At 70.6% G+C, this 26,115-nt stretch carries 24 protein-coding genes; 7 read left to right on the forward strand and 17 right to left on the reverse strand.

Annotated features, from left to right (window positions below; translation table 11 throughout):
* Window positions 1–10 precede the first annotated feature (10 nt).
* Genes AB0L65_RS10485 through AB0L65_RS10500 form a run of 4 tightly spaced genes read right to left on the reverse strand, consistent with a single transcriptional unit; the run spans window position 11 to window position 3,039 of the window.
* Window positions 11–1,117: an SIS domain-containing protein gene (locus AB0L65_RS10485; RefSeq protein WP_364242941.1), complete on the reverse strand. Its 1,107-nt coding sequence runs from the start codon at window positions 1,115–1,117 to the stop codon at window positions 11–13.
* Window positions 1,114–1,281 carry a Trm112 family protein gene (locus AB0L65_RS10490; protein WP_185070977.1) on the reverse strand — a complete coding sequence of 56 codons (168 nt, stop codon included), beginning with the start codon at window positions 1,279–1,281 and terminating at the stop codon, window positions 1,114–1,116. The genes AB0L65_RS10485 and AB0L65_RS10490 overlap by 4 nt, the downstream gene beginning before the upstream one ends.
* Complete coding sequence (locus tag AB0L65_RS10495; protein WP_364242944.1) at window positions 1,278–2,627, reverse strand: phosphomannomutase/phosphoglucomutase; 1,350 nt, start codon at window positions 2,625–2,627, stop codon at window positions 1,278–1,280. Before AB0L65_RS10495 ends, AB0L65_RS10490 begins: the two co-directional genes overlap by 4 nt.
* Before the next feature lie 43 nt (window positions 2,628–2,670).
* On the reverse strand, window positions 2,671–3,039 hold the full coding sequence (locus AB0L65_RS10500) for a DUF3499 domain-containing protein (protein ID WP_106236645.1): 369 nt from the start codon (window positions 3,037–3,039) through the stop codon (window positions 2,671–2,673).
* A gap of 516 nt (window positions 3,040–3,555) precedes the next feature.
* Here AB0L65_RS10500 and AB0L65_RS10505 point away from each other — a divergent pair.
* Complete coding sequence (locus AB0L65_RS10505; protein ID WP_221519419.1) at window positions 3,556–3,915, forward strand: metallopeptidase family protein; 360 nt, start codon at window positions 3,556–3,558, stop codon at window positions 3,913–3,915.
* A gap of 375 nt (window positions 3,916–4,290) precedes the next feature.
* On the forward strand, window positions 4,291–4,782 hold the full coding sequence (locus tag AB0L65_RS10510; RefSeq protein ID WP_364242947.1) for an MOSC domain-containing protein: 492 nt from the start codon (window positions 4,291–4,293) through the stop codon (window positions 4,780–4,782).
* 99 nt (window positions 4,783–4,881) lie between these two features.
* Here AB0L65_RS10510 and AB0L65_RS10515 read toward each other — a convergent pair whose 3' ends face one another.
* From AB0L65_RS10515 to AB0L65_RS10535, 5 genes are all read right to left on the reverse strand, one after another.
* The gene (locus AB0L65_RS10515) at window positions 4,882–5,742 is read right to left on the reverse strand and encodes a pentapeptide repeat-containing protein (protein WP_364242949.1); all 861 of its coding nucleotides are present in this window, start codon (window positions 5,740–5,742) and stop codon (window positions 4,882–4,884) included.
* 210 nt (window positions 5,743–5,952) lie between these two features.
* On the reverse strand, window positions 5,953–6,522 hold the full coding sequence (locus AB0L65_RS10520; RefSeq protein WP_364242952.1) for a hypothetical protein: 570 nt from the start codon (window positions 6,520–6,522) through the stop codon (window positions 5,953–5,955).
* Window positions 6,523–6,573: 51 nt separating this feature from the next.
* Window positions 6,574–6,729, reverse strand: coding sequence for a hypothetical protein (locus tag AB0L65_RS10525; protein ID WP_364242955.1), 156 nt, complete (start codon window positions 6,727–6,729; stop codon window positions 6,574–6,576).
* 208 nt (window positions 6,730–6,937) lie between these two features.
* A complete protein-coding gene (locus AB0L65_RS10530; RefSeq protein ID WP_364242958.1) occupies window positions 6,938–7,243 on the reverse strand; it encodes a DUF1905 domain-containing protein in 306 nt (101 codons plus the stop codon).
* 19 nt (window positions 7,244–7,262) lie between these two features.
* Window positions 7,263–7,646, reverse strand: coding sequence for a VOC family protein (locus AB0L65_RS10535; RefSeq protein WP_364242961.1), 384 nt, complete (start codon window positions 7,644–7,646; stop codon window positions 7,263–7,265).
* A gap of 382 nt (window positions 7,647–8,028) precedes the next feature.
* Here AB0L65_RS10535 and AB0L65_RS10540 point away from each other — a divergent pair, with 382 nt between their 5' ends.
* Complete coding sequence (locus AB0L65_RS10540; protein ID WP_364242964.1) at window positions 8,029–8,181, forward strand: hypothetical protein; 153 nt, start codon at window positions 8,029–8,031, stop codon at window positions 8,179–8,181.
* Window positions 8,178–8,780 (forward strand): YdcF family protein, encoded by a 603-nt coding sequence (locus AB0L65_RS10545; protein ID WP_364242967.1) that lies wholly within the window; start codon window positions 8,178–8,180, stop codon window positions 8,778–8,780. The genes AB0L65_RS10540 and AB0L65_RS10545 overlap by 4 nt, the downstream gene beginning before the upstream one ends.
* 328 nt (window positions 8,781–9,108) lie before the next feature.
* On the opposite strand, the gene AB0L65_RS10550 is transcribed toward AB0L65_RS10545, so the two are convergent.
* The 4 genes from AB0L65_RS10550 to AB0L65_RS10565 form a co-directional block, all read right to left on the reverse strand.
* Complete coding sequence (locus AB0L65_RS10550; RefSeq protein WP_364242970.1) at window positions 9,109–10,419, reverse strand: DUF5719 family protein; 1,311 nt, start codon at window positions 10,417–10,419, stop codon at window positions 9,109–9,111.
* Window positions 10,416–13,253 (reverse strand): glycosyltransferase family 2 protein, encoded by a 2,838-nt coding sequence (locus AB0L65_RS10555; RefSeq protein WP_364242973.1) that lies wholly within the window; start codon window positions 13,251–13,253, stop codon window positions 10,416–10,418. Before AB0L65_RS10555 ends, AB0L65_RS10550 begins: the two co-directional genes overlap by 4 nt.
* Before the next feature lie 117 nt (window positions 13,254–13,370).
* Window positions 13,371–13,631, reverse strand: a complete 261-nt coding sequence (locus AB0L65_RS10560) for a WhiB family transcriptional regulator (protein ID WP_020546325.1) — start codon at window positions 13,629–13,631, stop codon at window positions 13,371–13,373.
* Window positions 13,632–13,948: 317 nt separating this feature from the next.
* The gene (locus AB0L65_RS10565; protein ID WP_364242976.1) at window positions 13,949–16,195 is read right to left on the reverse strand and encodes a hypothetical protein; all 2,247 of its coding nucleotides are present in this window, start codon (window positions 16,193–16,195) and stop codon (window positions 13,949–13,951) included.
* A gap of 180 nt (window positions 16,196–16,375) precedes the next feature.
* Here AB0L65_RS10565 and cofD point away from each other — a divergent pair, with 180 nt between their 5' ends.
* The 3 genes from cofD to AB0L65_RS10580 all read left to right on the forward strand — a co-directional run bounded on the left by cofD (window position 16,376) and on the right by AB0L65_RS10580 (window position 19,415).
* Window positions 16,376–17,314 carry a 2-phospho-L-lactate transferase gene (cofD, locus tag AB0L65_RS10570; protein ID WP_364242979.1) on the forward strand — a complete coding sequence of 313 codons (939 nt, stop codon included), beginning with the start codon at window positions 16,376–16,378 and terminating at the stop codon, window positions 17,312–17,314.
* Window positions 17,311–18,588, forward strand: a complete 1,278-nt coding sequence (locus AB0L65_RS10575) for a coenzyme F420-0:L-glutamate ligase (RefSeq protein ID WP_364242982.1) — start codon at window positions 17,311–17,313, stop codon at window positions 18,586–18,588. The genes cofD and AB0L65_RS10575 overlap by 4 nt, the downstream gene beginning before the upstream one ends.
* Before the next feature lie 92 nt (window positions 18,589–18,680).
* Window positions 18,681–19,415, forward strand: a complete 735-nt coding sequence (locus tag AB0L65_RS10580; RefSeq protein ID WP_364242985.1) for a lytic polysaccharide monooxygenase — start codon at window positions 18,681–18,683, stop codon at window positions 19,413–19,415.
* Between the two features lie 39 nt (window positions 19,416–19,454).
* Here the strand turns inward: AB0L65_RS10580 and AB0L65_RS10585 are convergent, their stop codons facing one another.
* The 4 genes from AB0L65_RS10585 to AB0L65_RS10600 all read right to left on the reverse strand — a co-directional run bounded on the left by AB0L65_RS10585 (window position 19,455) and on the right by AB0L65_RS10600 (window position 26,104).
* Window positions 19,455–21,203 carry a substrate-binding and VWA domain-containing protein gene (locus AB0L65_RS10585; protein ID WP_364242988.1) on the reverse strand — a complete coding sequence of 583 codons (1,749 nt, stop codon included), beginning with the start codon at window positions 21,201–21,203 and terminating at the stop codon, window positions 19,455–19,457.
* Window positions 21,204–21,284: 81 nt separating this feature from the next.
* Window positions 21,285–23,999 carry a bifunctional FO biosynthesis protein CofGH gene (locus tag AB0L65_RS10590; protein WP_364242991.1) on the reverse strand — a complete coding sequence of 905 codons (2,715 nt, stop codon included), beginning with the start codon at window positions 23,997–23,999 and terminating at the stop codon, window positions 21,285–21,287.
* Window positions 24,000–24,052: 53 nt separating this feature from the next.
* A complete protein-coding gene (locus AB0L65_RS10595; RefSeq protein ID WP_364242994.1) occupies window positions 24,053–24,949 on the reverse strand; it encodes a DNA-3-methyladenine glycosylase 2 family protein in 897 nt (298 codons plus the stop codon).
* Between the two features lie 63 nt (window positions 24,950–25,012).
* Complete coding sequence (locus tag AB0L65_RS10600; protein WP_350728374.1) at window positions 25,013–26,104, reverse strand: NDP-sugar synthase; 1,092 nt, start codon at window positions 26,102–26,104, stop codon at window positions 25,013–25,015.
* Window positions 26,105–26,115 lie beyond the last annotated feature (11 nt).

The raw sequence follows: 26,115 nt of genomic DNA on the forward strand, positions 1-26,115 counted from the left end.
AAAAGGGATCCTATTGCGAAATTCTGGCCTTCAGCTCAGTGATCGCTGACACAGGGGTCGGATCGATGGCATATCCGAGCGCCAGATACGTGCTCGCGTAGTCGCCGAGCGCGATCAGCGTGGCCATCCGTTCCAGCGGATGTTCGCCCTCCGCCGACAGCTCCGTCACCGGCACGTCGCGCTCCCGCGCCAGCCGTACCGACGTCTCGCGCCGCCGCATCACCTGGGGATGCTCCTCGACGTCGCGCAGCACCACGAGCCGGAGCGTGCGCCCGGCGGTGTCGGCGAAGATGTCGCGCTCGGCCAGCGGCCCGTCGAAGACCTCGACCTGGTTGTGGCCGGCCTCGGGCAGCTCGCCGTGGACGGCGGGGTATTTCGCGTTGGTGTTGAGCTGGCAGGCCAGCCGGTACGCCGCCACCGACGCGACGGGCGACGACCCCCAGATCATCGGCACGCTCTCGGCCAGATCCATGGCGAGCGACTTGCCGGGGTTGATGAACGACTCGCTGGACGGCCGGCACCGGTGCGCCATGTCCTCCAGCGTCTTGGCCACCCGTTCGAACAGGTCGGCGTCGGCCTGGACGAGCCGCAGCGCGGCGGCGGCCACGATGACCGGGGCGGCCAGCAGCCACAGGCTCGCCCTGGACGGGCCGGTGACCGGCACCGGCACGTAGATCGCCGAGGCCTGGGTGGCGACGGCCTCCAGCGGGGAGCCGGGGGCGCCCACGCCGAGCAGCGCGCATCCGCGCCGGACCGCCTGGGTGGCGACGGACACCGTCTCCTCGGCGTCGCCGGAGCCGGACACGGCCACGACCAGGTCGGTGGCGCCCACCCAGCCGGGGAGCTGGTAGGAGCGCAGCGTGACGATCGGCAGCGGCGCGCCGTTGCCGACGATCGCCGCCAGGATGTCGCCGACGATGCCCGAGCCGCCCATGCCCGCGACCACGATGGCGCGCGGGCGCCCGTGGTCGGCCAGGCGGCCGACGCGGGCCTCGACCGCGGTGCGGTAGCCGGTGCGTACGTGCGCCGCCGAGGTGGCGACCGCCGGCAGCATCCCGCCGGGATCCGCCTCGCTGAGGTGACGCTGGTCGTCGAGCCGCTCCGGCTCCCAGGTCACGGCTTCCTGGCCTCGTCGACGAGCAGGACGGGGATGTCATCCCGTACCGGATAGATCAGGCCGCAGCCCGTGCAGACCAGCTCCTCGGCCTCGTTCTCGGCACGCAAGGCAGCCTTGCACGCCGGACAGGCCAGGATCTCCAGCAGCCAGTCGTCGATCTTCACTCTGACACCCTTCCCACGATGGCGAGGACCTCGTCCCTGATCGCCCTCATTGTGCTCTCGTCGGCCGCCTCGGCGTTCAGCCTGAGCAGCGGCTCGGTGTTGGACGCCCGCACATTGAACCACCAGCCCGGCCCGGTCACGGTCAGCCCGTCGAGCTCGTCGAACTCCCCCCGCGCCGCGAACGCCTCCCGCACCCGCCGCAACGCGTCGCCCTGGTCCGCCACGGTGCTGTTGACCTCGCCGGAGGCGTGGTAGCGCGAGTAGACCCCCACCACTTCCGACAGCGGGCGCTCCTGCTCGCCCAGCGCGGCCAGCACGTGCAGCGCCGCCAGCATCCCGGAGTCGGCGAACCAGAAGTCGCGGAAATAGTAGTGGGCCGAGTGCTCACCGCCGAAGACGGCTCCCGTACGGGCCATCTCGGCCTTGATGAACGAGTGCCCGACGCGCGTGCGCACGGGCACCCCGCCCTGCTCGCGCACGATCTCGGGGACGGCCAGCGACGTGATCAGGTTGTGAATGATCGTCGAGCCGGGATGTTTGGCCAGCTCCCGCGTCGCGACCAGCGCCGTGACGGCCGACGGCGAGACCGACCGCCCTTGCTCGTCGATCACCCAGCACCGGTCGGCGTCACCGTCGAACGCCAGCCCCAGGTCCGCCCCGCTCTCGACCACGGCCCGCTGGAGATCGACGAGGTTCTGCGGCTCGATGGGGTTGGCCTCGTGGTTGGGGAAGTCGCCGTCCAGCTCGAAGTAGAGCGGCGTCAGCTCGATCGGCAGCCCCTCGAACACGGCCGGGACGGTGTGCCCGCCCATGCCGTTGCCCGCGTCGACGACCACCTTGAGCGGCCGGATGCGCGACAGGTCGACGAGCGTGCGCAGGTGGTCGGCGTAGCCCTGCAACAGGTCCTTCTCGATCACCGACCCGCCGGGGGCGGCCGTGACGCCCACCAGCTCGGCGGCCCGGTCACGGATGTCGATGAGCCCCGTGTCGCCGCCGATCGGCACCGCGCCGGCCCGGCACATCTTCATGCCGTTGTAGCGGGCGGGGTTGTGGCTGGCGGTGAACATCACCCCGGGCAGCCCCAGGCTGCCGCTGGCGTAGTAGAGCAGATCGGTGGAGCCCAGCCCGGCGTGCACCACGTCGGCGCCACGCGAACGGGCGCCCCTGATGAACGCCTCTGCCAGCGGAACCGAGGACTCGCGCATGTCGTGCGCGACCACGATCGACTCGGCCCCGGTCACTTCGACGAAGGCGGCCCCCACGGCCTCGGCGGTCGGCTCGTCGAGCTCCTCGGGCACCACTCCGCGAACGTCGTACGCTTTGAAGATCTTGGCGAGGTCGCCCACTCTCCAGCTCCGCCCTTGGGTCGATTCTCCGGCGTAATCGAGCCTACCGGTCGCGGTGCTGCTGAGCCGACCTCAGAACGCGCAGGTGCCCCCTGCGACCGACCTCGACGCCCTGACCGACCGGCTCACCGCCGCCGGACGGCGTGGGCCGCGCGGCCTCCCTGACCGCGTTGGCCAGCGCCTCGAGGTCGTCGGAACTCGGGGAGGCGCCGTCCGTCGGCAGCCGTACCACTTCCCAGCCTCGGGGAGCGGTCAACCGCTCGGCATGTTCGGCGCACAGGTCGTAACAGTGTGGCTCCGCGTACGTCGCCAGGGGGCCGAGAACAGCGGTCGAGTCGGCGTATACGTACGTGAGCGTGAAGACGGCAGGCTGACTGCAGGCGGTGCGGGAACAGCGGCGGACGGGGCTCACGGAGGGACCGTATCTGGTAAGTGTGCGGGGCGCCACTATCTGAGCGCTCTTAACGAGCGTGTCGCCACAATTCGGACACCTGTCGCAGCCTTTCCACCCACATGCCCCGAAGACACCGGCCCTCCGGACCTTGGGGGATCACGTAGAGGTGGTGAGCGGTGACGCTTCCTCAGAGCCTAAGGGGATCAACGCACGGTGGGGAGCGGCAACGCCGCACCCCGCCCCCAGAGATCACACACCCCGGCCCACCCGAACGCCGAAGCACGACCGACACCCCGACACCCCACCCGAACGCCGGGCTACGGCCAACGCCTCACCGCCCCACGACCTCTCACGGCGCCGGCAACCACCCAGAACCTCGGAACATCACCCAGAGGCGCGGAGAGGTGACACCGTTCCTCAGAATCGACAGGCCATCCCCGTACACTTGCTTGCGTGACACAGAAGCGCGGTCCCAGACGGCGCGATCGCCACGGTCGTGGCCTCCGCGGCCCGCTCGCTCCCTCCCACGTGCCCATGGCCAAGTCCCGGAGCGAGCGCTTCGACGACCTCGTGCTGGACGCGGTCGACCGCCTCCGCCCCCGCTGGGAACGCCAGTTGTCGGCGGTGGAGTTCGCGGTGGAAGAGGTCCCGCCGCTGAGCGAACTCGGCGACGGCCCGAGCCTGGGCACCGACCCGATCCCCTTCGGCCGCGCCGACGCCGCAACCGGCCAGAACCCGGCGTCGATCGTGGTCTACCGCCGCCCGCTCGAAGCACGCGCCAGAGACCGGGACACCCTCGGCGCCATGGTCCACGACACGGTGGTGGAACAAGTGGCCACCCTCCTGGGCCTCTCCCCCGAAACCGTCGACCCCGGCTACGACGACCGCCGCTGAGCCCCGTACGGACCCCCGGACAAACGGCGCGATCCTCACACAGCGGCACGCTTCGCGCGGATCGCCTCTCAAGGAGGCCCACCCCTCTCCTGAAAGCGCGGTCCTCGCGCGGTGGGGAACTCGGCCAGCGCCCTGTGGGGGCCCGCGACGAGAAGCCTTCAAGGGGCCCAGGAGAAATCAGTCGCGAGAGCGTGGATAAGGCCCGTACCGTCACGCCTTATGAGGCTCCTCTCCGTCAACATCGGCAGACCCCGGCCCAACCCCTGGAAGGGCCTGAGCGCGACGGGCATCGACAAGCGACCCGTCCACGGCCCGGTCGCTGTGCGAGCCCCGGGCCCGAAGGGCACCGGTGAGGTCGGTCTCGCCGGCGATCGGGTGTACGACGTGAAGCACCATGGCGGCGTTCACCAGGCTGTCTACGCGTACGCCCGCGAGGATCTCGACACCTGGGAGGCCGAGCTGGGCAGGCCGCTCACAAACGGCGTCTTCGGCGAGAACCTCACAAGTCTGGGTCTGGACGTCAACGGCGCCCTGATCGGTGAGCGTTGGCGGATCGGGCCGGACGTCGTCCTGGAGGTGTCGTGCGCGCGGATCCCGTGTGGGACCTTCCAGGGCTGGCTGGAACGTGACGGCTGGATCAAGCGTTTCACGCAGGCCGCACGGCCGGGCGCGTATCTGCGCGTGATCGAGCCCGGTGATATCCGCGCCGGTGATCCGGTCGAGATCGTGCACCGGCCCGATCATGATGTGACCGTCGCGCTGGTCTTCCGTGCGATGACCTTGGAGCCGGAACTACTGCCGCGGCTGCTGGTCGCCGAGGCCCTGCCGCCAGAGGACAAAGAATCGGTACGCAGGCGCTCCGCATAGAGGTCGGCTTCAGGGGATCGCCCGCGCCGTCGGGGTGAGGGACGGAGAGCCCGGGCGTCGTTGGCTCCCCAGGTTTCACCAGCCGCCATGCGCCCCGCTCTAGGGACGAGTTTCGGCTCCGTCAGGCCCTCCAGCCGCACCACCACCATCAGCCGGAGTCGGCTCCACCCCACCAGAATCGACGCCGACAGCCCCTGCGAGATCGGCATCGCTCAGATCCGCTCCAGAAAGACCGGCGCCGGTCAGGTCGGCGTTCCGCAGGATGGCGCCGGCGAAGGTGGCCTCCGTGAGGTTGCATCCGGTCAGGATCGCGCCCTCGAGGTTGGATCCGGCGAAGCAGAATCGGCTCAGATCGCACCCGGCCAGATCGGCCGCCCGTAAATCGATCTTCTCCAGCTCGATGCTGTCGCCTGGAAGGACCATCGTTCGTCGGCTGAGCACCGCCATCGCCGCGCCGATATCGTCGCGCAGCCCTCCGTGATAACGCTTCCGTTCAAGGTCGACCTCCTGCGTCGGGCGACTCGGCGGCCAGGGCGCGTTTAACCGGACGAAGGAGGCCAGCAGGGCGGCGGCGTGACCGCGGTAGTGCGGCGCGGCACTCGCGATCTGCTCCATCGCGTAGACACCGCCCATCCGCGTTCCGACGTGATCGCTCGCCAACTGCTCGATGGCTTTGGTGAACAGATCGATGAACTGCCCCTCTCTGCTCACCCGGATCTGGCGCAGCGTCATCACGGCGCCCAGCGCAACACTCCCCAGCGCCACCAGCGCGGCCAACCCCTGCAACAGGGTCACCCGTACGTCGTTGATGGCTTTGAGCCGGTCACCGGCCGAAAACCCTGACGAACCGCTCCCAAGGTCGTGCCGGACGATCCAGGCGGGAAGAAAGAAGACGCATGCGACCACCAGGACACCCACGACGACCAGGATCAGAGTCGCCAAAACAGCGCGCCGCTTCACACCTCGAAGCATGACGGCACCACTCCGCGCACGACCCCGAAGTCGCTCGCTAACGAAGGCTCCATGACGGTCATGGCTGCCATTCTCCCTCGGTCATATCGCGGCGACGCTGTCCGCGAGGCGCGCGGAAGGCAGCTTGTGCACCGCGGTCGCCTTCATCGTCAACGGATCCAGCCTGCGCGCCGCCTTCCCCAAGGCACGCTGACCTCCTCACCGCTCATCGCGCGGACCAGGTACGGCATCCGGCGGGCCGGACATCCAAGCGATCAGGCCTATAAGAGTGAGGACGGGAATGGCGATCAACGCGGGAGAATGCCACTCGGGAGCCATCATCTCAAGATCGCCATCGTCATTGAGCAGCCAAAACCGTGTCAGGGGAGAAAGCAGCACCCCTATGACCAGAGTCAGTTCGTACAGGATGAACCAGACGCCGGTCGGCACGGTGGACCTGGAGGGTGATCGACGGTTCAGCCGGTCGAGCACGGCGATGAGAACCGCCTCGGCGGCCAGGACCAGGGTGATGCCGAGCGTCACATTCCGCGCATGCGTGACCTCCTGCTCCAGCTGTTCCAGCAGCATGTCATTCCATGGCTCCTCGTACCAGGGATTGAGTTCTCCCGTCGGATGGGCGATCAGCTGGAGCGCGGTCATGTTGACCGCGGCGTACAGAACCGGGGCTGCCAGAGCGGTCGAATATATGAGGCGACGTACCTTCATTCGCTGTTGGATGCCAATGTCGGCGTGTAGGTTCCGCTGGGAGCCCAGCCGGACGATGAGCACGGGTTCAGCTCCATCCGAGGGATGGGCTGAGCTGGGCGGATAAGGTCTCGGCTATTTGGTGACATGGAGCGGGAAGGCGCCGCGCGACGCCAGGTCGCGCTCGGTGTCCAGGGCCTCGCTCAGGAGGTGGACGTCAGCAGCGCGGTCGGGGTGGGCGTCGAGGTAGCGCCTCAGAACGGCACTGATCTCCTCACGAGTGACGGTCATGACACCCATGGAAGTTGGCCGGTCAGGCGGCCGCAATCGACTGCGGGACTTCGGCGGAAACCTCCCACCTGTCCCGTTGACCGGTCGGACCAGGATGGAGACAAGGGCCCGGACTGGTTACCGTCCTCTGGACCGCAAAGGCTGGAGATGCAGCCCGGTGCAACCGGGCCGAAGGAGGTCGACAGGCATTCGCACTCCCTGCAGCCCGTTACTTGATCCGTTCCAGGAGGCGAATGGTGACGCTGTCCCCAGGCCCCTTCTCGATCAGCTCCCGTACGTCGTTCTTCACCGGCAGCTTGTGCGTGCCGTCCCCCAGAGCCATGAACGAGCTCCGGAACGGGTGACCGTCGATGGTCCCCCGGATCTTCACCAGTCCCCGGGTGCCGAGGAACTCGGCGGACCCGGGCATCACGACGTACGTCCACCCACCCTTGTTCGGGCTCTTCACCAGCGTCGCGGTGAACTCCTTGTCCAGTTCCTGGACCACGTCATCCGCTCGCGTAGCGCCACTCATCGCAGGTTCCCCCTCTCCGCTATTCGACGATCTCGAGGCCGTTGCCGTCCAGGTCACGGAGGGCGAACATCGGCGGGACGCCCTCCCACCGCAGCAGCTCGTCCACGTCGGCCTTGCGCTCCACAAGCTCCTTGTGCAGGGACGCGGCGTCCGCCGTGCCGAGCCGGATGCCCGTCTCGACGCCGACCGCCGTCCCGGGAGCCGTCAGGATCAGCGCGATCGTGGTCGTCGCTCCCGGCGGCGCCACCTCGATCCATCGCCCGCCGAGCTGTTCGACGGGCGCGTCCAGCCGCTTCTCCAGTCCCAGTGTGCCCACATAGAACTCGACGGCACGGTCCTGGTCGGTGACGGGAACGCCGACGGTCCTGACACCGGTGACCCCGGTACCCACTTGCTCGCCCACTTCGGACCTCCTGTCGTTCGGTTCACCTGGTTGGACTCGCGAACGCCCGAAACTCATCGCGGGACGTCGAGGTGGAATGACGACGCGAGCGCTGAGCTGTACAGGGCCCGGGGAAGAGCGTTGAGGCGCCTCGAAGACCACCGGAACGCAACCCCAGGTGCGAGGTGTGCTGGAGCCTTCATCCAGGCCTCACCGGGGACCCGGCGGAAGGCCTTCACAGAGCTGCCGCCAGCCCCAAGGCAGCCACCTTGATGATCGCACTCTTTCCGCAGTTCGTACCAGCCGACCAGCCGCCGGCGGGACCGTCATGGTCAGCCCGCCGGGTAGAGCAGGAGGACTTCGGTGGCTGCCGGCCACCCCGCTCTGTCTGGCAGCCGACCCCATGGTGCTGGCGGAAAAGCTTGACAAGGTGCTGGTCCAGCAATTCGCTGATGCTAATCGGACCACCGAGTACCGTGCCCGTCACCTGGAAGCGATCAACGCCCCGGCTGCACATTATCTGCAGTTCCCGCGCGCTGTTGAGGAGCGTGGATGACCGACGACATCAGTCCGGACAAGGTCGCCGAGATCACCGCATTCGTGGATGTCGAAGCGCCTCCACCCGACGATTGCCCCACGGCGCTCATCCTCTTCGGCACCAATCAACCGCAACCGGCCGAAATCGCGGCCGACCGGTACCACAGGGGGCTCGCCCAGCTGATCATCGCTACTGGCGGAGTGAACCGTCACAACGGGATCGTCGAGGCACGCACCTTCCATCGCCTCCTCATCGAGCGTGGCGTGCCCGAAGCCGTCATCCGCTGTGAAGACCGGTCCGCCAACACCTGGCAGAACGTCGAGTTCGCGCTTCCCTTCCTTCAGGAAGCCTTGCGGGTGGGGCTGGTTATCACCGCTGTGTCCAAGTGGTACCACCTTCGCACCGTGCACATGCTCAAGTCCCTCGTGCCGGAGATCGGGGCCTTTCACGCCATCACTTGGGAACCTGTCTACGCCGGCAAACCAGTGACGCGGACGAACTGGCAGTCTGCCCCTGACGGCAAACGGCGGGTGATCCGCGAGTGGGAGGAGGTGTCCCGTCGCGTCGCAGACGGCAGCCTCCCTGAGCTACGACGCGAAGATGGGGCATGGCGCTGAGCGAACGCTCTGCGACAAACGGACTCAGGAAGGGCGCCGAGTAGCGCCTGTTCAGGAGATCATCCGTCTCCGTAGGTGACGGATATCCCGTATTTCCAGCGGGCCAGGGCCCGGGGAGCGCGAGGGGCTGGAAAGCCCCTCGCCGGGGGTGTGGGGGCCTGCCCCCACAGGGCGCTGCCCGAGCTCTCCATCGCGCGAAGCGCGCCCCCGTGCGAGGACCTCGCCGTTGGGGGATCGAAAGGGGGCGAGCCCCCCTTGGGAAGCGCTGCCCGGAGCCGATTCGCGCGAAGCGCCTCGCAACGCGCGAGGTCCATGCAGTTCCCGGGGCTTAAGGCGCAACCACGTTGGGGGTGTCGGTCAAGGGTGGGAGCAGGGTCCACAGGCGGGAAGGGGCCAGGGGCTGGGTGGTGAGGAGGAGGCCGGTTTTCAGGTGGTCCTCGATCACTCTCGCGCCGTAGACCTCCCCCGCGACCGGCGTGACCGCCAGCGCGTAGTCCCCCTTCGGTTTCAGTTTGACGTTCTTCGTGCGGCCCGCCGGTATCGACACCTCGAACGGCTCCTCCGGCCGGCCCTTCTCGGGTATCACCTGGATCCGTACCTTGCCGGGGACGCCGACGGCCGTGAGGATCAGCTTCGAGCCCGGGCCGTTGCGGGCCACCGTGCTGCCCAGGTCCAGCGCAGGAGTGCCGGCGGTGAAGGCGACGTCCGAGCGGCCGCCCGTGCCCGTGATGACGAGGCCGGCCACGATCGGGGTGGGTGAGGTGAGGACAAGGGCCGCCGAGGAGCCGCCCACGCCCGTGGTGACGTCCAGGGAGACCACGCTGCCGGCGGGCACGTCCAACGACTCGCGGCCCTTCATGGCGTACTCGGCGTCCTCGCTCACCGCCTTGATCCGCACCTGGGCGTCGTTCTCGCCGGGGGCGGCGACCAGGAGTTCGCGGCGGCCGCCGCCACCGGGGAGGCCGGGTACGACGACGCGGGTGGCGGGCGGGGCGGCCGAGGGGAGCCAGTCGACGCCGCCGGTTTCGAGGGTGGTCCTGGCGGCGACGGCGAGGCGGCCGAAGGCGGTGGTGACGCTCACGGCCATGATGTCCGCCGACGGGGCGATGGTCTTGAGGTCGATCTCGCGGTGCTCGCCGGGCGCGATCTCCAGGCCGATGCCCTTGTCGCCCGAGATGGGGCCCTCCGCCGCGTAGACCTGTACGTCCGCCAGGGCCGGCGCCTTGTCGGCGTTCGTGAGGTGCAGGCGAACGTCGGCGTTGGCGGGGCCGGGGCCCACGAGCCAGGTCGTGGGGGCGGGTTCGGTGCAGCGGACTCCCGCGAGGCCGCGGCCGGCGCCCTGGGTGGCGCGGGTGAGGTAGCCGGCCTCCAGCCCGCCGGGGCCTTTCGTCGCGTACGGCTTGGCGTCGCGCATCGGCTCGTAGGTGAGCGTGCCGGGCAGGTAGACACTGACCCGCTCGCCCTTGGAGCCGGGGCACACCGCGGTGACCGACTCGACGGCGACCTTCCTGGGTTGCGGTTGCGGGGCTGCCGCCGCCGGAGGGGCCGGCCTGGTGACGTACGCGACGCCGTACAGGACCGCCAGCGCCACGACGACCAGCGCCGGCAGCCCGAACCGGTTCTCCACGAATGCCTTCATCGCCCACCCGCCACGTTCACGGCCATTCTGGCGGCGACCGCCGGCGGCGCCTCCACGGCCTCGGGGGCGCTTTCACGCCGCCCCGGCGCCGCCAGCACCGCGATCACCAGCACCAGCACCGCCTGGGTCCACAGCCAGGGCGTGTGCAGGGCGCTGACCGGCTGGGCGGGTACGCGGACGACCGGCTCGGCCAGCCGCCACAGCCCGCCCGCCTCCGACAGGCTCATGCGCGCCAGCGACGGCTGCGAGTCGAGCGTTCTGGCCAGTTCGGCGGAGACGGGCGGCGCCACGGCCACCATGCCCACGCCGAGCTTGCCCAGGGTGACCGCGTCGCCGCCGCGCCCGCCGACCAGGCCCTCGACCGCCGCCCCCAGGCGAGTGCGGGCCTCGGACGCGATCGGGAGCTCCGACTCGCCGATCAGCGGGGTACGGCCGTGCAGCACGGTGAACGAGGAGCCCTTGATCACCAGCGTGCGCTCCCCCTGCGTGGTACGGGCGGCGGCCAGCACGGGCAGCACGTCCGGCACGTCGCCCACGAGCGGTCCCCGCACCCCGGTGGCGACCCAGTACCCGGCCGCCAGCAGCGGCGTGCTGAACGCCACCGCCGCCACCGCCATCGCCCCCAGCCGGCGCAGCGCGCCTCCGGCACGGAGCTCGGCCAGCCGGTGGGCGGTCAGGCCCACGAGGACCACCAGCCCGGTCCCCGCGAACGCCAGCGGGACCCCTGGCCAGGCCCGTGCGCCTTCGACGGTGACGCGGCTGACCAGGATCGCCGCCAGCACCCCGTACAGGGTGATGCCCCAGCCGATGGCGACGATCATCCGCTGGCGGCGCATGAGGAGCGCCGCCAGGGCGGTGGCCACCAGACCCCCGGTCACCCAGAACGGCGGCAGCCCCGGCCCTCCCGGGCTGAGCGCCAGCAGCGACTCGGGGGCGAGCGCGACGTCCACCAGGGCGGGGTCGTGCAGCCCCGCTTCCAGCAGGATCTTGCCTGGGGACGTCACCAGCCCCGCCAGCCAGGGGAAGAGCAGCACCAGAGGCACCGCGAGCGCGATGGCCATCGAGGTCACCGCGCCGCGGAACGCGACCGCCGCCAGCACCCCCAGCACGGCGAACAGCGGATAGACCAGGGGCGCGAACGCCGTCCCCACGGCCAGCAGCAGCCCGAGCGCCCACGCGGCCCGGCGGGCGCGGCGGCGTTCGCCGGACAGCACCACCGTCCCGAGCGAGGCGTAGAGCGGCACCAGCACGAACACCACCGCGGTGCCCAGCCGTCCGGCCGCGATCGCTCCCGTCGCGACGGGCAGCAGCGCGTACGTCCCCGCCGCCCAGGCCCGCGCGGGCACCGCCGGGATGACGTGCCGGGTGGCCAGGTACGCCGTCGCGCCCGCCAGCGGCACCGAGCCGAGCAGCAGCACGGACACGGCCAGCCACGTCTTGCCGAACGCGAGCGTGGACAGGGCCGCGAGCACGGCGACGTACGGGGGCGTCCAGGCGTTCGAGCCGAGCCCGATGTCGTGGAAGCCCTCGGTGTAGAAGGCCCACAGGTCGCCCGCGCCGCCCGTGACCGGGACGAGGGCGCCGCCGCCGAGCCGTTCGCCGCCGAGGAGGGAGCGTTCGGCGACCAGCGCGACCGCGGTCAGCGCGAGCATGAGGACGACGCCGGGGCGGCTGAGGAAGCGCTTGACCGCGCCGGTGTCCGCCGGCACGACCTCGTACTCGTCCTCGGCGGAGGTGGAGGCGGTGGCGTGGTGGTGGCGGCCCGTCGAGTCCACGGGCGCCTCGCCGGCGAGGAAGCTCCGCACCATGTCGATGAGCCGCCGCCAGGCCGCGCCCCGAGGGGTCATCAACCGCTTTATGCGGATATATCCCTTCTTGCGGGCCTGCCTGTTTCCGGCGGGGCGGCGGGCCCTGCGCGCCCGCAGCAGCCGGAACGGATGCAGCAGGATCGACGCCATCGCCGCCAGCTCGTCCAGCGCGTTCGCGGGCTGTTTGCTCACCACGAACAGCGCCGTGCGGAAGGCCGAGCCGAGCACGTTCCGCAGCAGCGCCCAGAGCATCGCGCCGAACGGCAGGTTCGCCATCACCACGAAGATCGCGTTACGCCTGTCCAGCCTGCGGGGATGGTCGCCGCTGACCGTGATCCTGCGCCGCCTGCGGGCCGCCGCCTCGGCGTGCCAGGCCACGGCGGAGGTCACGTTCAGGACCTTGTGTCCGGCGTTGCGCACCCGCCAGCACAGGTCGAGGTCGTCGCGGAACAGCGGGAAGAACGGGTCCAGCCCGCCGGCCCGCTCCCACACGTCGCGCCGGATGAGCATCCCGGCCGTGGACACCGACAGCACGTCCCGCGTCCCGTCGTGCTGCCCCTGGTCGAACTCGCGCGGCTCCAGCCCCGTCTCCCTGCGCCCGGTACGGCCCACGGTGACGCCCACTTCGAGCAGGCGCCGGCGGTCGAGCCAGTCGAGCAGCTTCGGGCCCAGCACGGCGGCCTTCGGATCCTGCGCCGCCGCGGTGAGCAGCGCCTCCAGCGCGCGTCTGTCGGGGGCGCAGTCGTCGTGCAGCAGCCAGATCCACTCGTCGCTTCCGGCGGACGGCAGCTTGGCGAGGACTTCGGCGACGGACTCGCCGAAGCCGGTGGAGCGCGGCAGGGAGATCAGGTTGCCGCGGCCGAACGCCTGGGCGAGCAGGTCGGCCGAGCCGTCCCTGCTGCCGTTGTCGACGCCGGCCACGCGGTCCGGCCTGCGACTCTGGTTCACCAGAGCACGCAGCGTCTCCCCCAGCCAGCGCGCGCCGTCGTGAGCGACGACGATCACGGTGACATAGGGACGTGACATGGGCGGATGCTCCTGAGGGGGGTAGAGCAGGCGCGCCCACCATATACCTGTGACAGCCGGGACAGCAGATGCGGAAAGGGTCACGCGTTCGACCGCGTGACCCTTCCGCCCATATACCTAAACGGCCTGGCGCTTGATCCGTCTGCGCTCCCGCTCGGACAGCCCTCCCCAGATGCCGAACCGCTCATCGTGCTCGAGTGCGTATTCCAGACACTCTGCACGGACCTCGCACGATCGGCAGACCTTCTTGGCCTCTCTGGTGGAGCCGCCCTTCTCCGGGAAGAACGCCTCCGGATCCGTCTGCGCGCACAACGCGCGCTCCTGCCAGCCGAGTTCTTCAGCGTCAAGCTGATCCTGTGCGATGACCGGATCGGTCACTGCACACCTCCCTGCCGCCCGCCCGCAATGGAGCCCCCCATGGACGCCTTCCTTATTACCCACCCATCGGAAGGCGTAACAACATGGTTGTAATTACACGCGTGTGCTGTAGCTGACGTCAAGCGGCATGCAGCTATCCGGGGAAAGACCAGAGCTCGCCCCGGTGTGCTTGGCATGTGATGTTCACGCCCGGCCGACACCCTTTTGCGCGCGGCGTCGTAAGGCTCGTTCAACCTGTCAGCGGTCCGAACCGTACCAGGGCGGGATAGACACCCGCCCAGGCCCCACCTTCTCTCTAGTCGTTCATTACCGGTCCGTTACCTGCGGGGCTCGTTGGGCGTGTATATGGCCGTAGGGTCGATGGGGTCGTCTCCCGGGCGTGCGCCGTAGGGGGTGGAGTCGAGCCGCATCGTCGCGTCGCCGACAGGCTCCGCCTGGTGGGGCCAGGGCTGCTGCTGTTGGGGCGCCTGGTGGGTGGGCCGGTACTGGCCCTGCTGGGGCTCGTAACCACCCTGCTGGAGGTGCTGCGGGTGGCCGAGCGGGTCCTCGTACGACCTGGGCGCCTGGCTGGAGTAGTCGGGCACGCGCAGCTCCGGCTGGGTGCCCGCGGTGGAGTGCTGGGCCGTCGAGTGCTGGCCGGTCGAGTGCTGGTACGTCTCCGCCTGCTGGTAGGCGTCCATGAGCTGCTGGGAGCGCGGGTCCACGGGCGGGTCGGGCTCCTGGTACGCGGACGGGGTGGCGTACTCGCGGCCCGAGTAGCCGGTGAACGGCTGGCCGCCCTGCTGGTCGAAGGCGCTCTGGCCGAAGTACGGCTGCTGCTGCTGTTCGGCGGCCGGCGGGTAGGGGACGCTCGGCGCGGTGTCGCCGGCCGGCGTCGGGAAGGCCTGGTCCGCGAACGCGTTGGGCGCGGCCTCCGGGGGCGCGTACGGGTTCGGGCGGTCCGCGGGCGGGGCGTAGGGATTGGGCTGCTGGTCCGCGGACGGGGCGTACGGGCTGGGCTGGTCGGTCCCGGGCGGCGCGTACGGGTTCGGGCTGGGCTGGCCGTAGGCGCTCGGCTGGCTGTCGGCCGGTACGTACGGGGCGGGCTGGTACTCGACGGCCGGCGGGGTGGAGTACTCCTGGGCCGAGGGGGCCGTGTCGGCGGGGGCGTAGGCCGACGGGGCGAAGCCCTGCGGGGCGTAGGCCTGGTCCGCCTGGCCCTGGTCCGGCGAGCCGAAGCTCGGCGGGGCATAGGACTGGTCGGGCTGGCCCGGTCCGAAGCCCTGGGGAGCGAAAGACTGCTCGGGCTGGCTCTGCTCCACCGGCTGGAAGCTCGGCGAGGAGTAGCCCTGGCCGGCCTCCCCCGGTCCGAAGCCCTGCGGGGCGAAGGACGGCTCAGGCTGGCCCGCCCCGAAACCCTGCGGGGCGTAGGGCAGCTCAGGCTGGTTCGATCCGAAGCCCTGGGGAGCGTAGGGCTGCTCGGGCTGGCCCGACCCGAAGCCCTGGGGGCCGAAGGACTGCTCGGGCTGGCTCTGGTCGACCGACCCGAAGCTCTGCGGCGCGTAGGGCTGGTCCGGCTGGCCCTGCTCCAACGAGCTGAAGCTCGGCGTGGAGTAGGACTGGTCGGGCTGGCTCTGCTCCGGCGGGCCGAAGCTGGGCGCGGGGTAGGGCTGCTCGGGCTGGCTCTGGTCCGAGGGGGCGGCGGGCAGGGCACCCCTGATCACGTGCAGCTGGGGCTGTGGCTCCGGTTGCGCGGCCTGGGGCTCGGGCTGGCCGCCGAAGCTCGGGGGCTGCTGGCCGTACTGGCCCGACGGGGGTTGCTGGCCGTACTGGCCGGAAGGGGGCTGCTGCCCGTAGCCGGGTTGCTGGCCGGACGGCGGCTGCTGGGCGAAGCCCGGCTGCGGGCCGTACGCGCCCGAGGGCGGCTGCTGACCGTAAGGAGCCTGGCCGTAGCCGGGAGCCTGCTCGGGCTGCCCGAAACCGGGGGCCTGCTGCGGCTGCTCCGGCTGCCCGAAGCCCTGCTGGGGCTGCTCGGGCTGACCGAACTGCTGGGCCTGGTCGGGCTGACCGAAGTGCTGCGGCTGGTCGGGCTGGCCGAACTGCTGCTGCTGCCAGGGCGCCTGCTGGCCGAGGTTCGGGTGGTGGTAGACCTGCGCGACGGGCCGCTCCGGCAGGATCTGCGGGATCAGGTACACCAGCGCGACGGCGATCAACGCGACGGAAGGCACGCCAAGGAGCACCAGCTGCATCGTCGGCCAGGCCCCGAGCCCGGAGAACAGGCCGAGGATCAGCGACAGCATGCCGAACACCGTGGCCAGCACCAGCCCGACCGCCGACCCGTACATGATCGGCTTGGCCTTGGGCGACGGTTCGCCGACCTTGGTGACCAGCAGCACGGCTCCGAGCAGCAGCGCGGGCACGACGGGGTTCGCCAGGTCCAGGACGTTCGCCGCCGCCCGCCTCGTCAGGGACAACGACGAGCCGACCAGGACATCGCCGACCGTCAGCAGCACGGTCAGCAAGCCGAGGACGAGCATGATCCATGCGCCCGGCTCCTTCAGCCGGGCGACGTCAAATTTGCTCACAAGTACCCCCATCGGACCCTTTAGCCCGAAGGGAGTTTGCCACATGACCGACTCGGGTGGCGGGGGTCCCAGGAACCTCCTGCATCCCAATTCGGCCTACACCTGGCACTTCTCTCATAACAAGTGGGGTAAAACCACACCCGAGACGGGGTTGTCAGGGGCCGATGGAAGACTGGCGGCATGCACATCGTGTCACTCGCGGGCGGCATCGGCGGCGCCCGTTTCCTGCGCGGACTGCGCGCGACCGCGCCGGATGCCACCATCACCGTCATCGGCAACACGGGTGACGACATCACCCTGTTCGGCCTACGGGTCTGCCCCGACCTCGACACCGTGATGTACACCCTGGGCAACGGCATCGACGAGGAGCAGGGCTGGGGGCGCGCCAAGGAGTCCCACGTCGTCAAGGAGGAGCTGGCCGCGTACGGCGTGGAGCCGCAGTGGTTCGGGCTCGGCGACCGCGATTTCGCCACCCACATCGTGCGCTCGCAGATGCTGGAGGCCGGCTACCCGCTCTCCCAGATCACGCAGGCGTTGTGCGCGCGCTGGCAGCCCGGCGTGCGACTGCTGCCGATGACCGACGACCGCTGCGAGACCCACGTGGTGATCGAGGACGAAAACGGCAAGCGCGCCATCCACTTCCAGGAGTGGTGGGTGCGCCTGCGCGCCTCGGTCCCGGCGCAGTCGTTCGCGCTGGTGGGGGCCGACACGGCCAAGCCCGCGCCGGGTGTGCTCGACGCGATCGAGCAGGCCGACGTGGTGATCCTGCCGCCGTCCAACCCGGTCGTGAGCATCGGCACGATCCTGCAGGTCCCGGGCATCCGCGACGCCCTGCTGCCCAAGACCGTGGTCGGGGTCTCGCCCATCATCGGCGGCGCGCCGGTCAGGGGCATGGCCGACGCCTGCCTGACCGCCATCGGGGTGGAGACGACGGCGCAGGCCGTGCTCGACCTGTACGGCCCGAAGCTGATCGACGGATGGCTGGTGGCGGAGGAGGACGAAGGGGTCGCGCTCGACGGCGTACGGGTGATCGCCCGGCCGATCCTCATGCACGACGCCGGCGCCGCCGCCGACATCGCCCGCACCGCGCTCGACCTGGCCCTGGAGCTCGCCCGATGACCAGCGCCCCCCGGCGTTTCGAGGTGATCGCCGTCGAGGGCATCGGCGAGGTGCGGCCCGGCGACGACGTCGCGGAGCTGCTCAAGGACGCCGGCCTCCGGGACGGCGACATCGTGGTCGTCACGTCCAAGATCATCAGCAAGGCCGAGGGCCGCGTCCGCCGGGCGCCCGACCGCACCCAGGCCATCGAGGACGAGACCGAGCGCGTGGTGGCCAGGCGGGGTGACACCGTGATCTCCCAAACCCGCCACGGCTTCGTCATGGCCGCCGCCGGGGTCGACGCCTCCAACACCGAGCCGGGCACCGTGCTCCTCCTCCCCGAAGACTCCGACGCCTCGGCCAGGCGCATCAGGAAGGGCCTGGCCGTGCGGGCGGGCGTGATCGTCTCCGACACGTTCGGCCGCCCGTGGCGCGAAGGGCTCACCGACGTGGCCATCGGAGTGGCGGGCATGCGCCCGCTCGACGACTTCCGTGGCACCTCCGACGGCTACGGCAACGAGCTCAACGCCACCGTCACCGCGCTGGCCGACGAGATCGCGGGCGCGGCCGAGCTGGTCAAGGGCAAGCTCGGCGGGGTCCCGGTGGCGATCGTGCGCGGGCTGTCCCACCTGGTCACCGACGACGACGGGCCCGGGGTCAGGCCGCTGGTGCGGCCGGCCGACGACGACCTGTTCCGCTACGGGTCGCGGGATGTCGTGTTCGCCCGCCGTACGATCAGGGAGTTCTCGGACCGGCCGGTCGATCCGGCGAAGGTACGCAGGGCGGTCGCGGCGGGCATCGCCGCGCCGGCGCCGCACCACACGACCCCCTGGCGGTTCGTGCTGGTGGAGTCGCCGGAGACGCGCACCAAGCTGCTCGACGCCATGCGCGACGCGTGGATCGAGGACCTGCGCGGCGACGGGTTCAGCGAGCAGTCGATCGCCAAGCGGATCAAGCGGGGCGACATGCTGCGCGACGCGCCCTGTCTGATCGTGCCGTGCCTGGTGATGGAGGGCTCCCACACCTACCGCGACGATCGGCGCAACGCGTCGGAGCGGGAGATGTTCGTCGCGGCGACCGGCGCCGGGGTGGAGAACCTCCTCATCCAGCTCGCCGTCGAAGGGCTGGGCTCGGCGTGGGTGTCGTCCACGATGTTCTGCCGCCCGGTGGTCCGCGAGGTGCTCGACCTGCCCGGCTCCTGGGACCCGATGGGCTGCGTGGCCGTCGGCCACGCGGCCGCCCCGCCGCGCGACCGCGCGCCCCGCGACCCGGACGACTTCATCGTCACACGCTGACCGCGACCCGAAAGGATAGGTCAGACAGGCATTTACCGTTAGGAAAGTTTCCTTTACATTTGGGGCATCCCCCCATGTGAAGGAGCAACTTCATGAGAAGGACGCTCACGTTAGTCGCCGTGGTGGTGATCGCCGTCGCCACCACGCTGTTCAACACGGCGCCGGCGTTCGCGCACGGCTACGTCAACTCCCCGCCCAGCCGGCAGGCCAACTGCGCCCAGGGCAAGGTCCCCAACTGCGGCAACATCATCTACGAGCCGCAGAGCGTGGAGGGCCCGAAGGGGCTGCGGAGCTGCCACGCCAACCTGTCGCAGTTCGCGCAGCTCAGCGACGAGAGCAAGCCGTGGCCGGTCGCCCAGGTGGGCACCACGGTGACCTTCAACTGGACGTTCACCGCCAGGCACGCCACGCTCAACTACGAGTACTACATCGGCAACACGCGGGTCGCCGTCTTCAACGGCAACGGCCAGCAGCCGCCCGCGACGGTCTCGCACACGGTCAACCTGTCCGGCTACTCGGGCCGGCAGAAGGTCCTGGCGATCTGGAACATCTCCGACACCGCCAACGCCTTCTACTCGTGCATCGACCTGCAGATCGGCGGTGGCGGCAACCCGAACCCGACCCCCACCCCGACCGTCACGCCGACCCCCAACCCGACGCCCACGCCCACTCCCACGACGCCGTCGGGCACGTGGAAGGCCGGCACCGCGTACGCGGTCGGTAACACCGTCACCTACAACGGCGTCACGTACCGCTGCATCCAGGCCCACACGGCGCTGGCCGGCTGGGAGCCGCCCAACGTCCCGGCGCTCTGGCAGCGCGTCTAGCCAGCCAGAAGGGGGCGTTCCGTCAGGAGCGCCCCCTTCTCATGGGGTCGGCTTGCAGGTGGGGTGGCAGAGACGGCGGGCCAGGGCGGCGAGGAAGACGTCGATGATCTCCCCCGGCTCCTGGGCCTCGTGCAGCGAGCCGTTCGTGGCGGCCGTGATCCGCGACAGGCTGTCGTGGTCGACGCCCTTGCCGAAGGCGATGATGATGATCTGTACGGGCTTGTCGGGGTTCCACTCGTGGCGCAGCTTGTCGAGGAGCTCCGGCAGCTTCGTGCCCTTGCCGTCGTCCTTGCCGGCCGTGATCACCAGGAGCGCGTTGTTCATCTCCTCGCGGTACTCGCTGGTGACCTTGCGGAAGCCGCCGAGTATCGCGTCGTAGAGCGAGCTGTCCAGGCTGGGATGGGCGGTGATCGTGCCGGTCAGCTCGGCGAGGCGGCTCTTGCGTACCACCTGTCCGGTCTGGGGCTCGTTGATCGGGCCGAGCCCGACCCGCTCCCGGTAGGGCTTGAGGCCGCCCAGCCCCTCGGCGAACTCCCACAGGCCCATGTGCGTCGAGTCCGGGAAGAGCTGCAGCCCGATCTTGGCCGCGTCCAGCGCGATGCTGATCCTGGTGGTGCCGTTCAGCGACTCGGCCATGTGCTTGGAGGTGTCGGCCAGGACGAGGATGTTCGTCGGCGGGGCCAGCCGGCTCCAGGCCCGCAGCGCCTCGTCGATGTCCTGCGACGACACCGACGACCTGGTCCTCGGGGTCTCCGAGGGGATCTGCGGCCCCGGCGAGATCGGGCCCAGGGTGCCGTCACCCGACCTGAACCCGGCCCGCCGGACGATCTCCTGCGCCTGCGGGCCCTTCAGCCAGTCGGCGAAGACCGTGGACGCCTCGGCCACCGTGGGGTCGGTCGCGGTGACGACGTACGGGTAGTCGAGGTTGATCGTGCCCTCACGCGGGTGTAGCGCGACGACCGGGTCGGCGGAGGGGCGCTGGTTGTGGTTCCAGACCGACTGCTCGGGGACGATGACGACCGGACGCTGCCAGAACGTGTGGTCGTCGACCGCCGCCAGCATGCTGCGGTAGTCGGGGGCGGAGCCGGCCTGCGCCCACCGTACGAACGCGGTCAGCGCCTTGTCCGCCCCCGGCCCCGTGCCGACGACGTCCCTGGCGGCGGCCACGGTCGCGATGCCCGCCCCGGCCAGCGACGGGTCTGGTACGCGTACGATGTCCGGCTCGTCCGAGTTGGGCGTCAGCCGCCCGCGCACGGTGGCGGGGAAGACCATCCGCCAGTTCATCTCGGTCCTGCCCACGGAGAAGCGCTGGGCCAGCGACGAGCGAGTGGCGAAAACCAGCGGCGAGGTCGCCACCACGCTCTCACCGGCGGGCAGCGCGCTCGCGCCCTGCTGGCGGGCCAGCCTGATCCAGGCCGACGAGTCCGCGATCCACCCGTCGGGCCGCTCGCGCAGGACGCCCGCGCGGTCGCCGATCAGCGTACGCAGGACGGTGGCCGGCGACTGCTCGGTCACCTGGACCAGCACGCACCGGCCACCCACGGACGTCTTCGTCTCGTTGAACCGCTCGGCCGCCTCCATGGCCGCCGGGGCCACGTCGACGGCCGCCGCGACGCTGACCAGAACAGGCTCTCGTGTGCTGCACAGCAGGCCGCCACTGCCGAACACCACCACGAGGCCGGCGGCCACGATGGCCACCGCGGTCAGGCCCGCCAGCATGCCGCGCCGGAAAGCCTTCCTGCGTCGCAGCTCAGCGGGCAGCGGAGCGCGGTGCCGACCTAACCGCACGGTGAACCTCTCTCCCAGGGGAGTGACGATTCTTCCAGCGCCTCCCATGGCGGGCGCAAGCCTTGTTAGAACATGTTACAACTACGCCATCGGCAGGACCCTCCGGACGCTCTTGCACACGCCGTCGCTGGCCTCGGACGCCGCGAGCCGTTCGTCCGCAGGGACGCCGTACTCGGTGGTGCGCTGCCTGACCGGCCTGCCGGTGACCTCGACCATCTCGCGCAGCTCGCTGATCGTCTTGTACGAGCCGTTCTCCGAGCCCGCCATGCGGCTGATGGTCTCCTCCATGAGGGTGCCGCCGAGGTCGTTCACGCCGCCCTGGAGCACCTGGCGGCACAGGTCGTCGCGGAGCTTCACCCAGGAGCACTGGATGTTCTTGATCGAGCCGTGCAGGAGGATCCTGGCGAGCGCGTGCACGGCCCTGTTCTCTGCCGCCGTGGGGCCCGGGCGGGCGATCCCGGCCAGGTAGATGGGGGCGCTGGTGTGCACGAACGGCAGCAGCACGAACTCGGAGAACCCGCCGGTCCGCTCCTGGAGGCTGCGGATCAGCTTGATGTGCCTGACCCAGTGCAGGTGGTTGTCGACGTGCCCGTACATCATGGTGGACGTGGTCGGGATGCCCACTTTGTGGGCCGTCGTGATGACCTCGACCCACTCCTTCGCGGGCAGCTTCCCCTTGGTCAGCACCCACCTGACGTCGTCGTCCAGGATCTCGGCCGCCGTCCCGGGCAGCGAGTCGACCCCGGCCTCCTTGGCCGCCTCCAGCCACGCCTGGATGGACATGTCGGTGCGGCTGGCCCCGTTGATGACCTCCATGGGGGAGAACGCGTGCACGTGCATCCCGGGCGTCCGCTCCTTGACCGCCCTGGCCAGGTCGAAGTACGCGGTGCCGGGGAGGTCGGGGTGGATGCCGCCCTGCATGCACACCTCGGTCGCGCCCGCGTCCCACGCCTCCTGCGCCCGGTCGGCCACCTGGTCCAGGCTCAGGGTGTACGCGTCGGCGTCGGTCCTGCGCTGGGCGAAGGCGCAGAAGCGGCATCCGGTGTAGCACACGTTGGTGAAGTTGATGTTCCTGTTGACGACGTAGGTGACCTCGTCGCCCACGGCCTGCCGGCGGAGGTCGTCGGCGATGGCGGCCAGCTCGTCCAGCGCCTCGCCTTCGGCGGCCAGCAACGCCACGGCCTCGGCGTCACTCAGCCCACCGGGATCGGCCGCCGCCCGCCGCAACGCCCGCCACACCTCCCCAGGCGTCCCACCACCCGCAGGGGCGCCGGCGAGCGAGGCCCCGCCCGAAGCACCACCCGCCGTCACGCCGTCCACCGACACGCCCTCCGTAGCGGCGTCCACTGGCATGGCGGCCGAGACGCCGTCCTCCGCCACATCGTCCGATGGCGCGGTGGACGACGGTGCGGTGGATGGGGAAGGTGAGGGGAGGCGGTCGCGGAGGGCGGTCCAGTCGCCGTAGACGTGGTCGAAGTCGTCCCGCCGATCGTGCGTGCGCCCCGCCGTGTCCACCTCCACGTGCAGATCCACCCGCCCCGACGACGCGAACCCGCCGTCCGGCTCCTGCCACGGCAACCCCCGCAGCTCGGCGTCAGGGCGGGCGAGCCCCGTGGCGGGGTCGGCCAGGGCGGCCACGTGGGCGAAGAGCCGGGGGTCCAGCCACGGCTCCCCGGCCGCCACGTACTCGGGATAGATCGTGAGCCGCTCCCGGAGCTGGAACCCGGACTCGGCGGTCCGAGCCTCCAGGAGGGAGATCTGCGGCCAGGGCCGCTCGGGGTTCACGTGGTCGGGGGTGAGCGGCGACACCCCACCCCAGTCGTCGATCCCCGCCCGGATCATCAGCGCGTACTCGGAGTCCACCAGGTTGGGCGGCGCCTGGATGCGGACCCGGGGCCCGAGCACGAGCCGCGCGACCGCGATCGTGGCCGCCAGCTCCTCCAGGGACGCGTCGGGCAGCCCCCGCATCGCCGTGTCGGGCTTGGCGCGGAAGTTCTGGACGATGACCTCCTGGATCCCGCCGTACTCGCGCGCCACCCGCCGGATCGCGAAGATCGACTCGGCCCGATCCTCGATGGTCTCGCCGATGCCGATCAAGATGCCGGTGGTGAAGGGCACGTTCGTCCGGCCGGCGTCCTCCAGGACGCGCAGGCGTACGGCCGGGTCCTTGTCCGGCGACCCGTAGTGGGCCTCCCCCTTCTCCTCGAACAGCCGCCGCGACGTCGTCTCCAGCATCATCCCCATGGACGGCGCGACGGGCTTGAGCCGCTGCAGGTCACGCCAGGTCAGCACCCCCGGGTTGAGGTGCGGCAGCAACCCGGTCTCCTCCAGCACTCCGATCGCCATGGCCCGCACATAAGAAAGGGTGTCGTCATAGCCGTGCGCGTCGAGCCAGGAGCGCGCCTGGTGCCAGCGGTCCTCAGGCCGGTCCCCCAGCGTGAACAGCGCTTCCTTGCACCCCATGGCCGCCCCCTGCCGGGCGATCTCCAGCACCTCGTCAGGGCTCAGGAACGGCGCGGGCAGCTTGTGCGGCGCGGTCGCGAAGGTGCAGTAACCACAACGGTCCCGGCAGAGCCGGGTCAACGGGATGAACACTTTCTTGCTGTACGTGATGATCCCTTCGCGGCCGACCGCCCGCAGCCCGGCGTCACGTACGCGGGAGGCATGTTCGAGCAGGGCGTCGAGGTGCTCACCCCTGGCCTGCAGGAGGACGGACACCTCCGTGACGTCGAGGGCCTTGCCGTCGCGGGCACGTGCGAGGGCCCGGCGGAGTGCGGAATCACTGACGAGACTCATACGGGCACAGTACGACGGCTGAGTTCGCCGCACGCACCCAGGGGCCCGGCGCGTCAGAAGGACCGGTAGTCGCGCACGGACATCCGGGGCCCGCGCGCCGGCGGGCGCAGGCCGGTGAGCCAGACCAGCACCGCGGCGCGGTGCCGATGCCCCTGGTACGGCTCCAGCAGCCGCAACATCCCCGGGTCGTCGGTCTTCTCCCCGGTCAGCGCGTAGCCGACGAGCTTGGCCAGGTGGTAGTCGCCGACGCTCACCGCGTCCGGGTCGCCCAGCGCGCGCTGGCGCACCTCGGCCGAGGTCCACACCCCGATCCCGGGCAGCGCCCGCAGCAGCCGGTCGAGCTCCTCGGTGGTCGCGGCGGCCTCCAGCTTGTCGGCGTGCCAGGCTGCGTTCGCGATCGTCCGGGCGCGGACGGCCTCCGCCCCCGCGCGGTGCCAGTGCCAGCTGGGGATCTGCCGCCACACCACGGTCTCGGGCACGACCCGCATCCCCTCGGGCGCGGGTCCGGGCGCGGGCTCGCCGTACCGGCCGAGCAGCCACCGCCAGGCCCGCCACGCCTCCTGCCCGACCACCTTCTGCTCGAGCACGGCCGGTACGAGGGCCTCCATGACCCGCCCGGTACGCCCGATCCGCAAACCCGGATTTTTCCTGACAGCCTCCGCCAAAACATCATGTTTGGCGACAAATCCGGAAGCGTCGTCAAATGCCCCCAACAGCGCCGGCAGCGCCTCCAGCGCCCACTCCGCGCCCGGCCCCCACGCCTGCCCGTGCACGCACCCGGCCTTGACGCTCACCCGCAGCGTGCACGGCCCGTCGGGCGTCCTGGACGTGCGCCACACGGACCCGTCAGCGCCCTGCCGCCAGGTGGGATCCCCGCCGCCGCGCTTGTGCGGCTGCAACGCCAGCCCCACGTCCAGCGGCCCCTCGGGCACCCACCTGCGCTCTCTCACCCGTCCAGTCTGCCCCCACCGCCGCGCTGCCCGTGACCGGGCCGCAGGAGCAAGGGCAGAGGCTCAGACGTCGCTCGAATAGCGCATCGCGCGCTCGGGCAGCTCCACGCCCGGCCAGATGCGCACGCCGTTCTGCAGCTCGTTGCCCGGCCCCACGATGGCGCCGTCGCCGATCACCGCGTCGCACACCACCGTGCCCGCGCAGACCCGCGCGCCCCGCCCCACCACGGAGTCCGTCACGGAGGCGCCCGCCTCGATGACGCAGTCGTCGGTCAGCACCGAGCCCACCACCGTCGCCCCGGCCTCGACCACGACCCGCGCGCCGACCGCCGTGCCGCCCTGCACCTTGGCCTCAGGCGAGACCTGAGCCCCTTCCAGCGCGAGGAACTCCCCGGTCGGCCCCGGCAGCGCGGGCGAGTCGAGCCGCCCCAGCACCAGGTCGCGCGACCCCCGTACGAAGGCCGCCGGCGTGCCGACGTCGAGCCAGTAGGTGCGGTCGGCGTAGCCCAGCACCAGCTCGCCCGCCTCGATCAGCCCGGGGAACGTCTCCCGCTCCACGGACACGATCTCATCGCGGGGGATCGAGTCGATCACCGACCGGGTGAACACGTAGCAGCCGGCGTTGATCCGGTTGGTGACCGGGTTGGGCGTCTTCTCCAGGAAGGCCGTCACCCGCCCGGTCTCGTCGGTCGGGACGCACCCGAACCGGGAGGGATCGTCGACTTCTGTCAAATGGAGCGTTACAGCGGCATGTCGTGCCAGGTGGGTGCGCACCTGATCGCCGATGTCGTGGCCGGAGAGGATGTCCCCGTTGAGGATGAGGACCGGGTCGGACGGCCCCGCCGTGAGGGCTTCGGCGGCGTTGCGGATCGCGCCGCCAGTGCCCAGCGGCGTCTCCTCGGTGATGTATTCGAGGGAGAGCCCGAACGCCGACCCGTCGCCGAAGGCGGGCTCGAACATCGACGCCTTGTAGGAGGTGGCGAACACGATCCGGCGGACCCCGAAAGATCGCGCACGGGCGAGCTGGTGGGCCAGGAACGGCACTCCGGCGGTCGGCAGCAGCGGTTTGGGCGTGCCCAGTGTCAGCGGACGCAGGCGCGTGCCCTGCCCCCCGACCAGGAGGATCGCCTCGAGGTCTGGCAAAGAGCTCTCCATCACTCCGTGAG

Origin of the sequence: Nonomuraea sp. NPDC052116 (assembly GCF_040680035.1) — a bacterium.
GTDB lineage: Bacteria > Actinomycetota > Actinomycetes > Streptosporangiales > Streptosporangiaceae > Nonomuraea > Nonomuraea angiospora_A.

What these genes read in the sequence shown, in the direction of transcription:
- AB0L65_RS10505 (WP_221519419.1), top strand. Translation starts at nt 3,556, where the DNA reads ATGGCCAAGTCCCGGAGCGAGCGCTTCGACGACCTCGTGCTGGACGCG.
- AB0L65_RS10525 (WP_364242955.1), bottom strand. Translation starts at nt 6,729, where the DNA reads ATGACCGTCACTCGTGAGGAGATCAGTGCCGTTCTGAGGCGCTACCTC.
- AB0L65_RS10530 (WP_364242958.1), bottom strand. Translation starts at nt 7,243, where the DNA reads ATGAGTGGCGCTACGCGAGCGGATGACGTGGTCCAGGAACTGGACAAG.
- AB0L65_RS10540 (WP_364242964.1), top strand. Translation starts at nt 8,029, where the DNA reads ATGGTGCTGGCGGAAAAGCTTGACAAGGTGCTGGTCCAGCAATTCGCT.
- AB0L65_RS10545 (WP_364242967.1), top strand. Translation starts at nt 8,178, where the DNA reads ATGACCGACGACATCAGTCCGGACAAGGTCGCCGAGATCACCGCATTC.
- AB0L65_RS10550 (WP_364242970.1), bottom strand. Translation starts at nt 10,419, where the DNA reads ATGAAGGCATTCGTGGAGAACCGGTTCGGGCTGCCGGCGCTGGTCGTC.
- AB0L65_RS10555 (WP_364242973.1), bottom strand. Translation starts at nt 13,253, where the DNA reads ATGTCACGTCCCTATGTCACCGTGATCGTCGTCGCTCACGACGGCGCG.
- cofD (WP_364242979.1), top strand. Translation starts at nt 16,376, where the DNA reads ATGCACATCGTGTCACTCGCGGGCGGCATCGGCGGCGCCCGTTTCCTG.
- AB0L65_RS10575 (WP_364242982.1), top strand. Translation starts at nt 17,311, where the DNA reads ATGACCAGCGCCCCCCGGCGTTTCGAGGTGATCGCCGTCGAGGGCATC.
- AB0L65_RS10580 (WP_364242985.1), top strand. Translation starts at nt 18,681, where the DNA reads ATGAGAAGGACGCTCACGTTAGTCGCCGTGGTGGTGATCGCCGTCGCC.
- AB0L65_RS10590 (WP_364242991.1), bottom strand. Translation starts at nt 23,999, where the DNA reads ATGAGTCTCGTCAGTGATTCCGCACTCCGCCGGGCCCTCGCACGTGCC.
- AB0L65_RS10600 (WP_350728374.1), bottom strand. Translation starts at nt 26,104, where the DNA reads ATGGAGAGCTCTTTGCCAGACCTCGAGGCGATCCTCCTGGTCGGGGGG.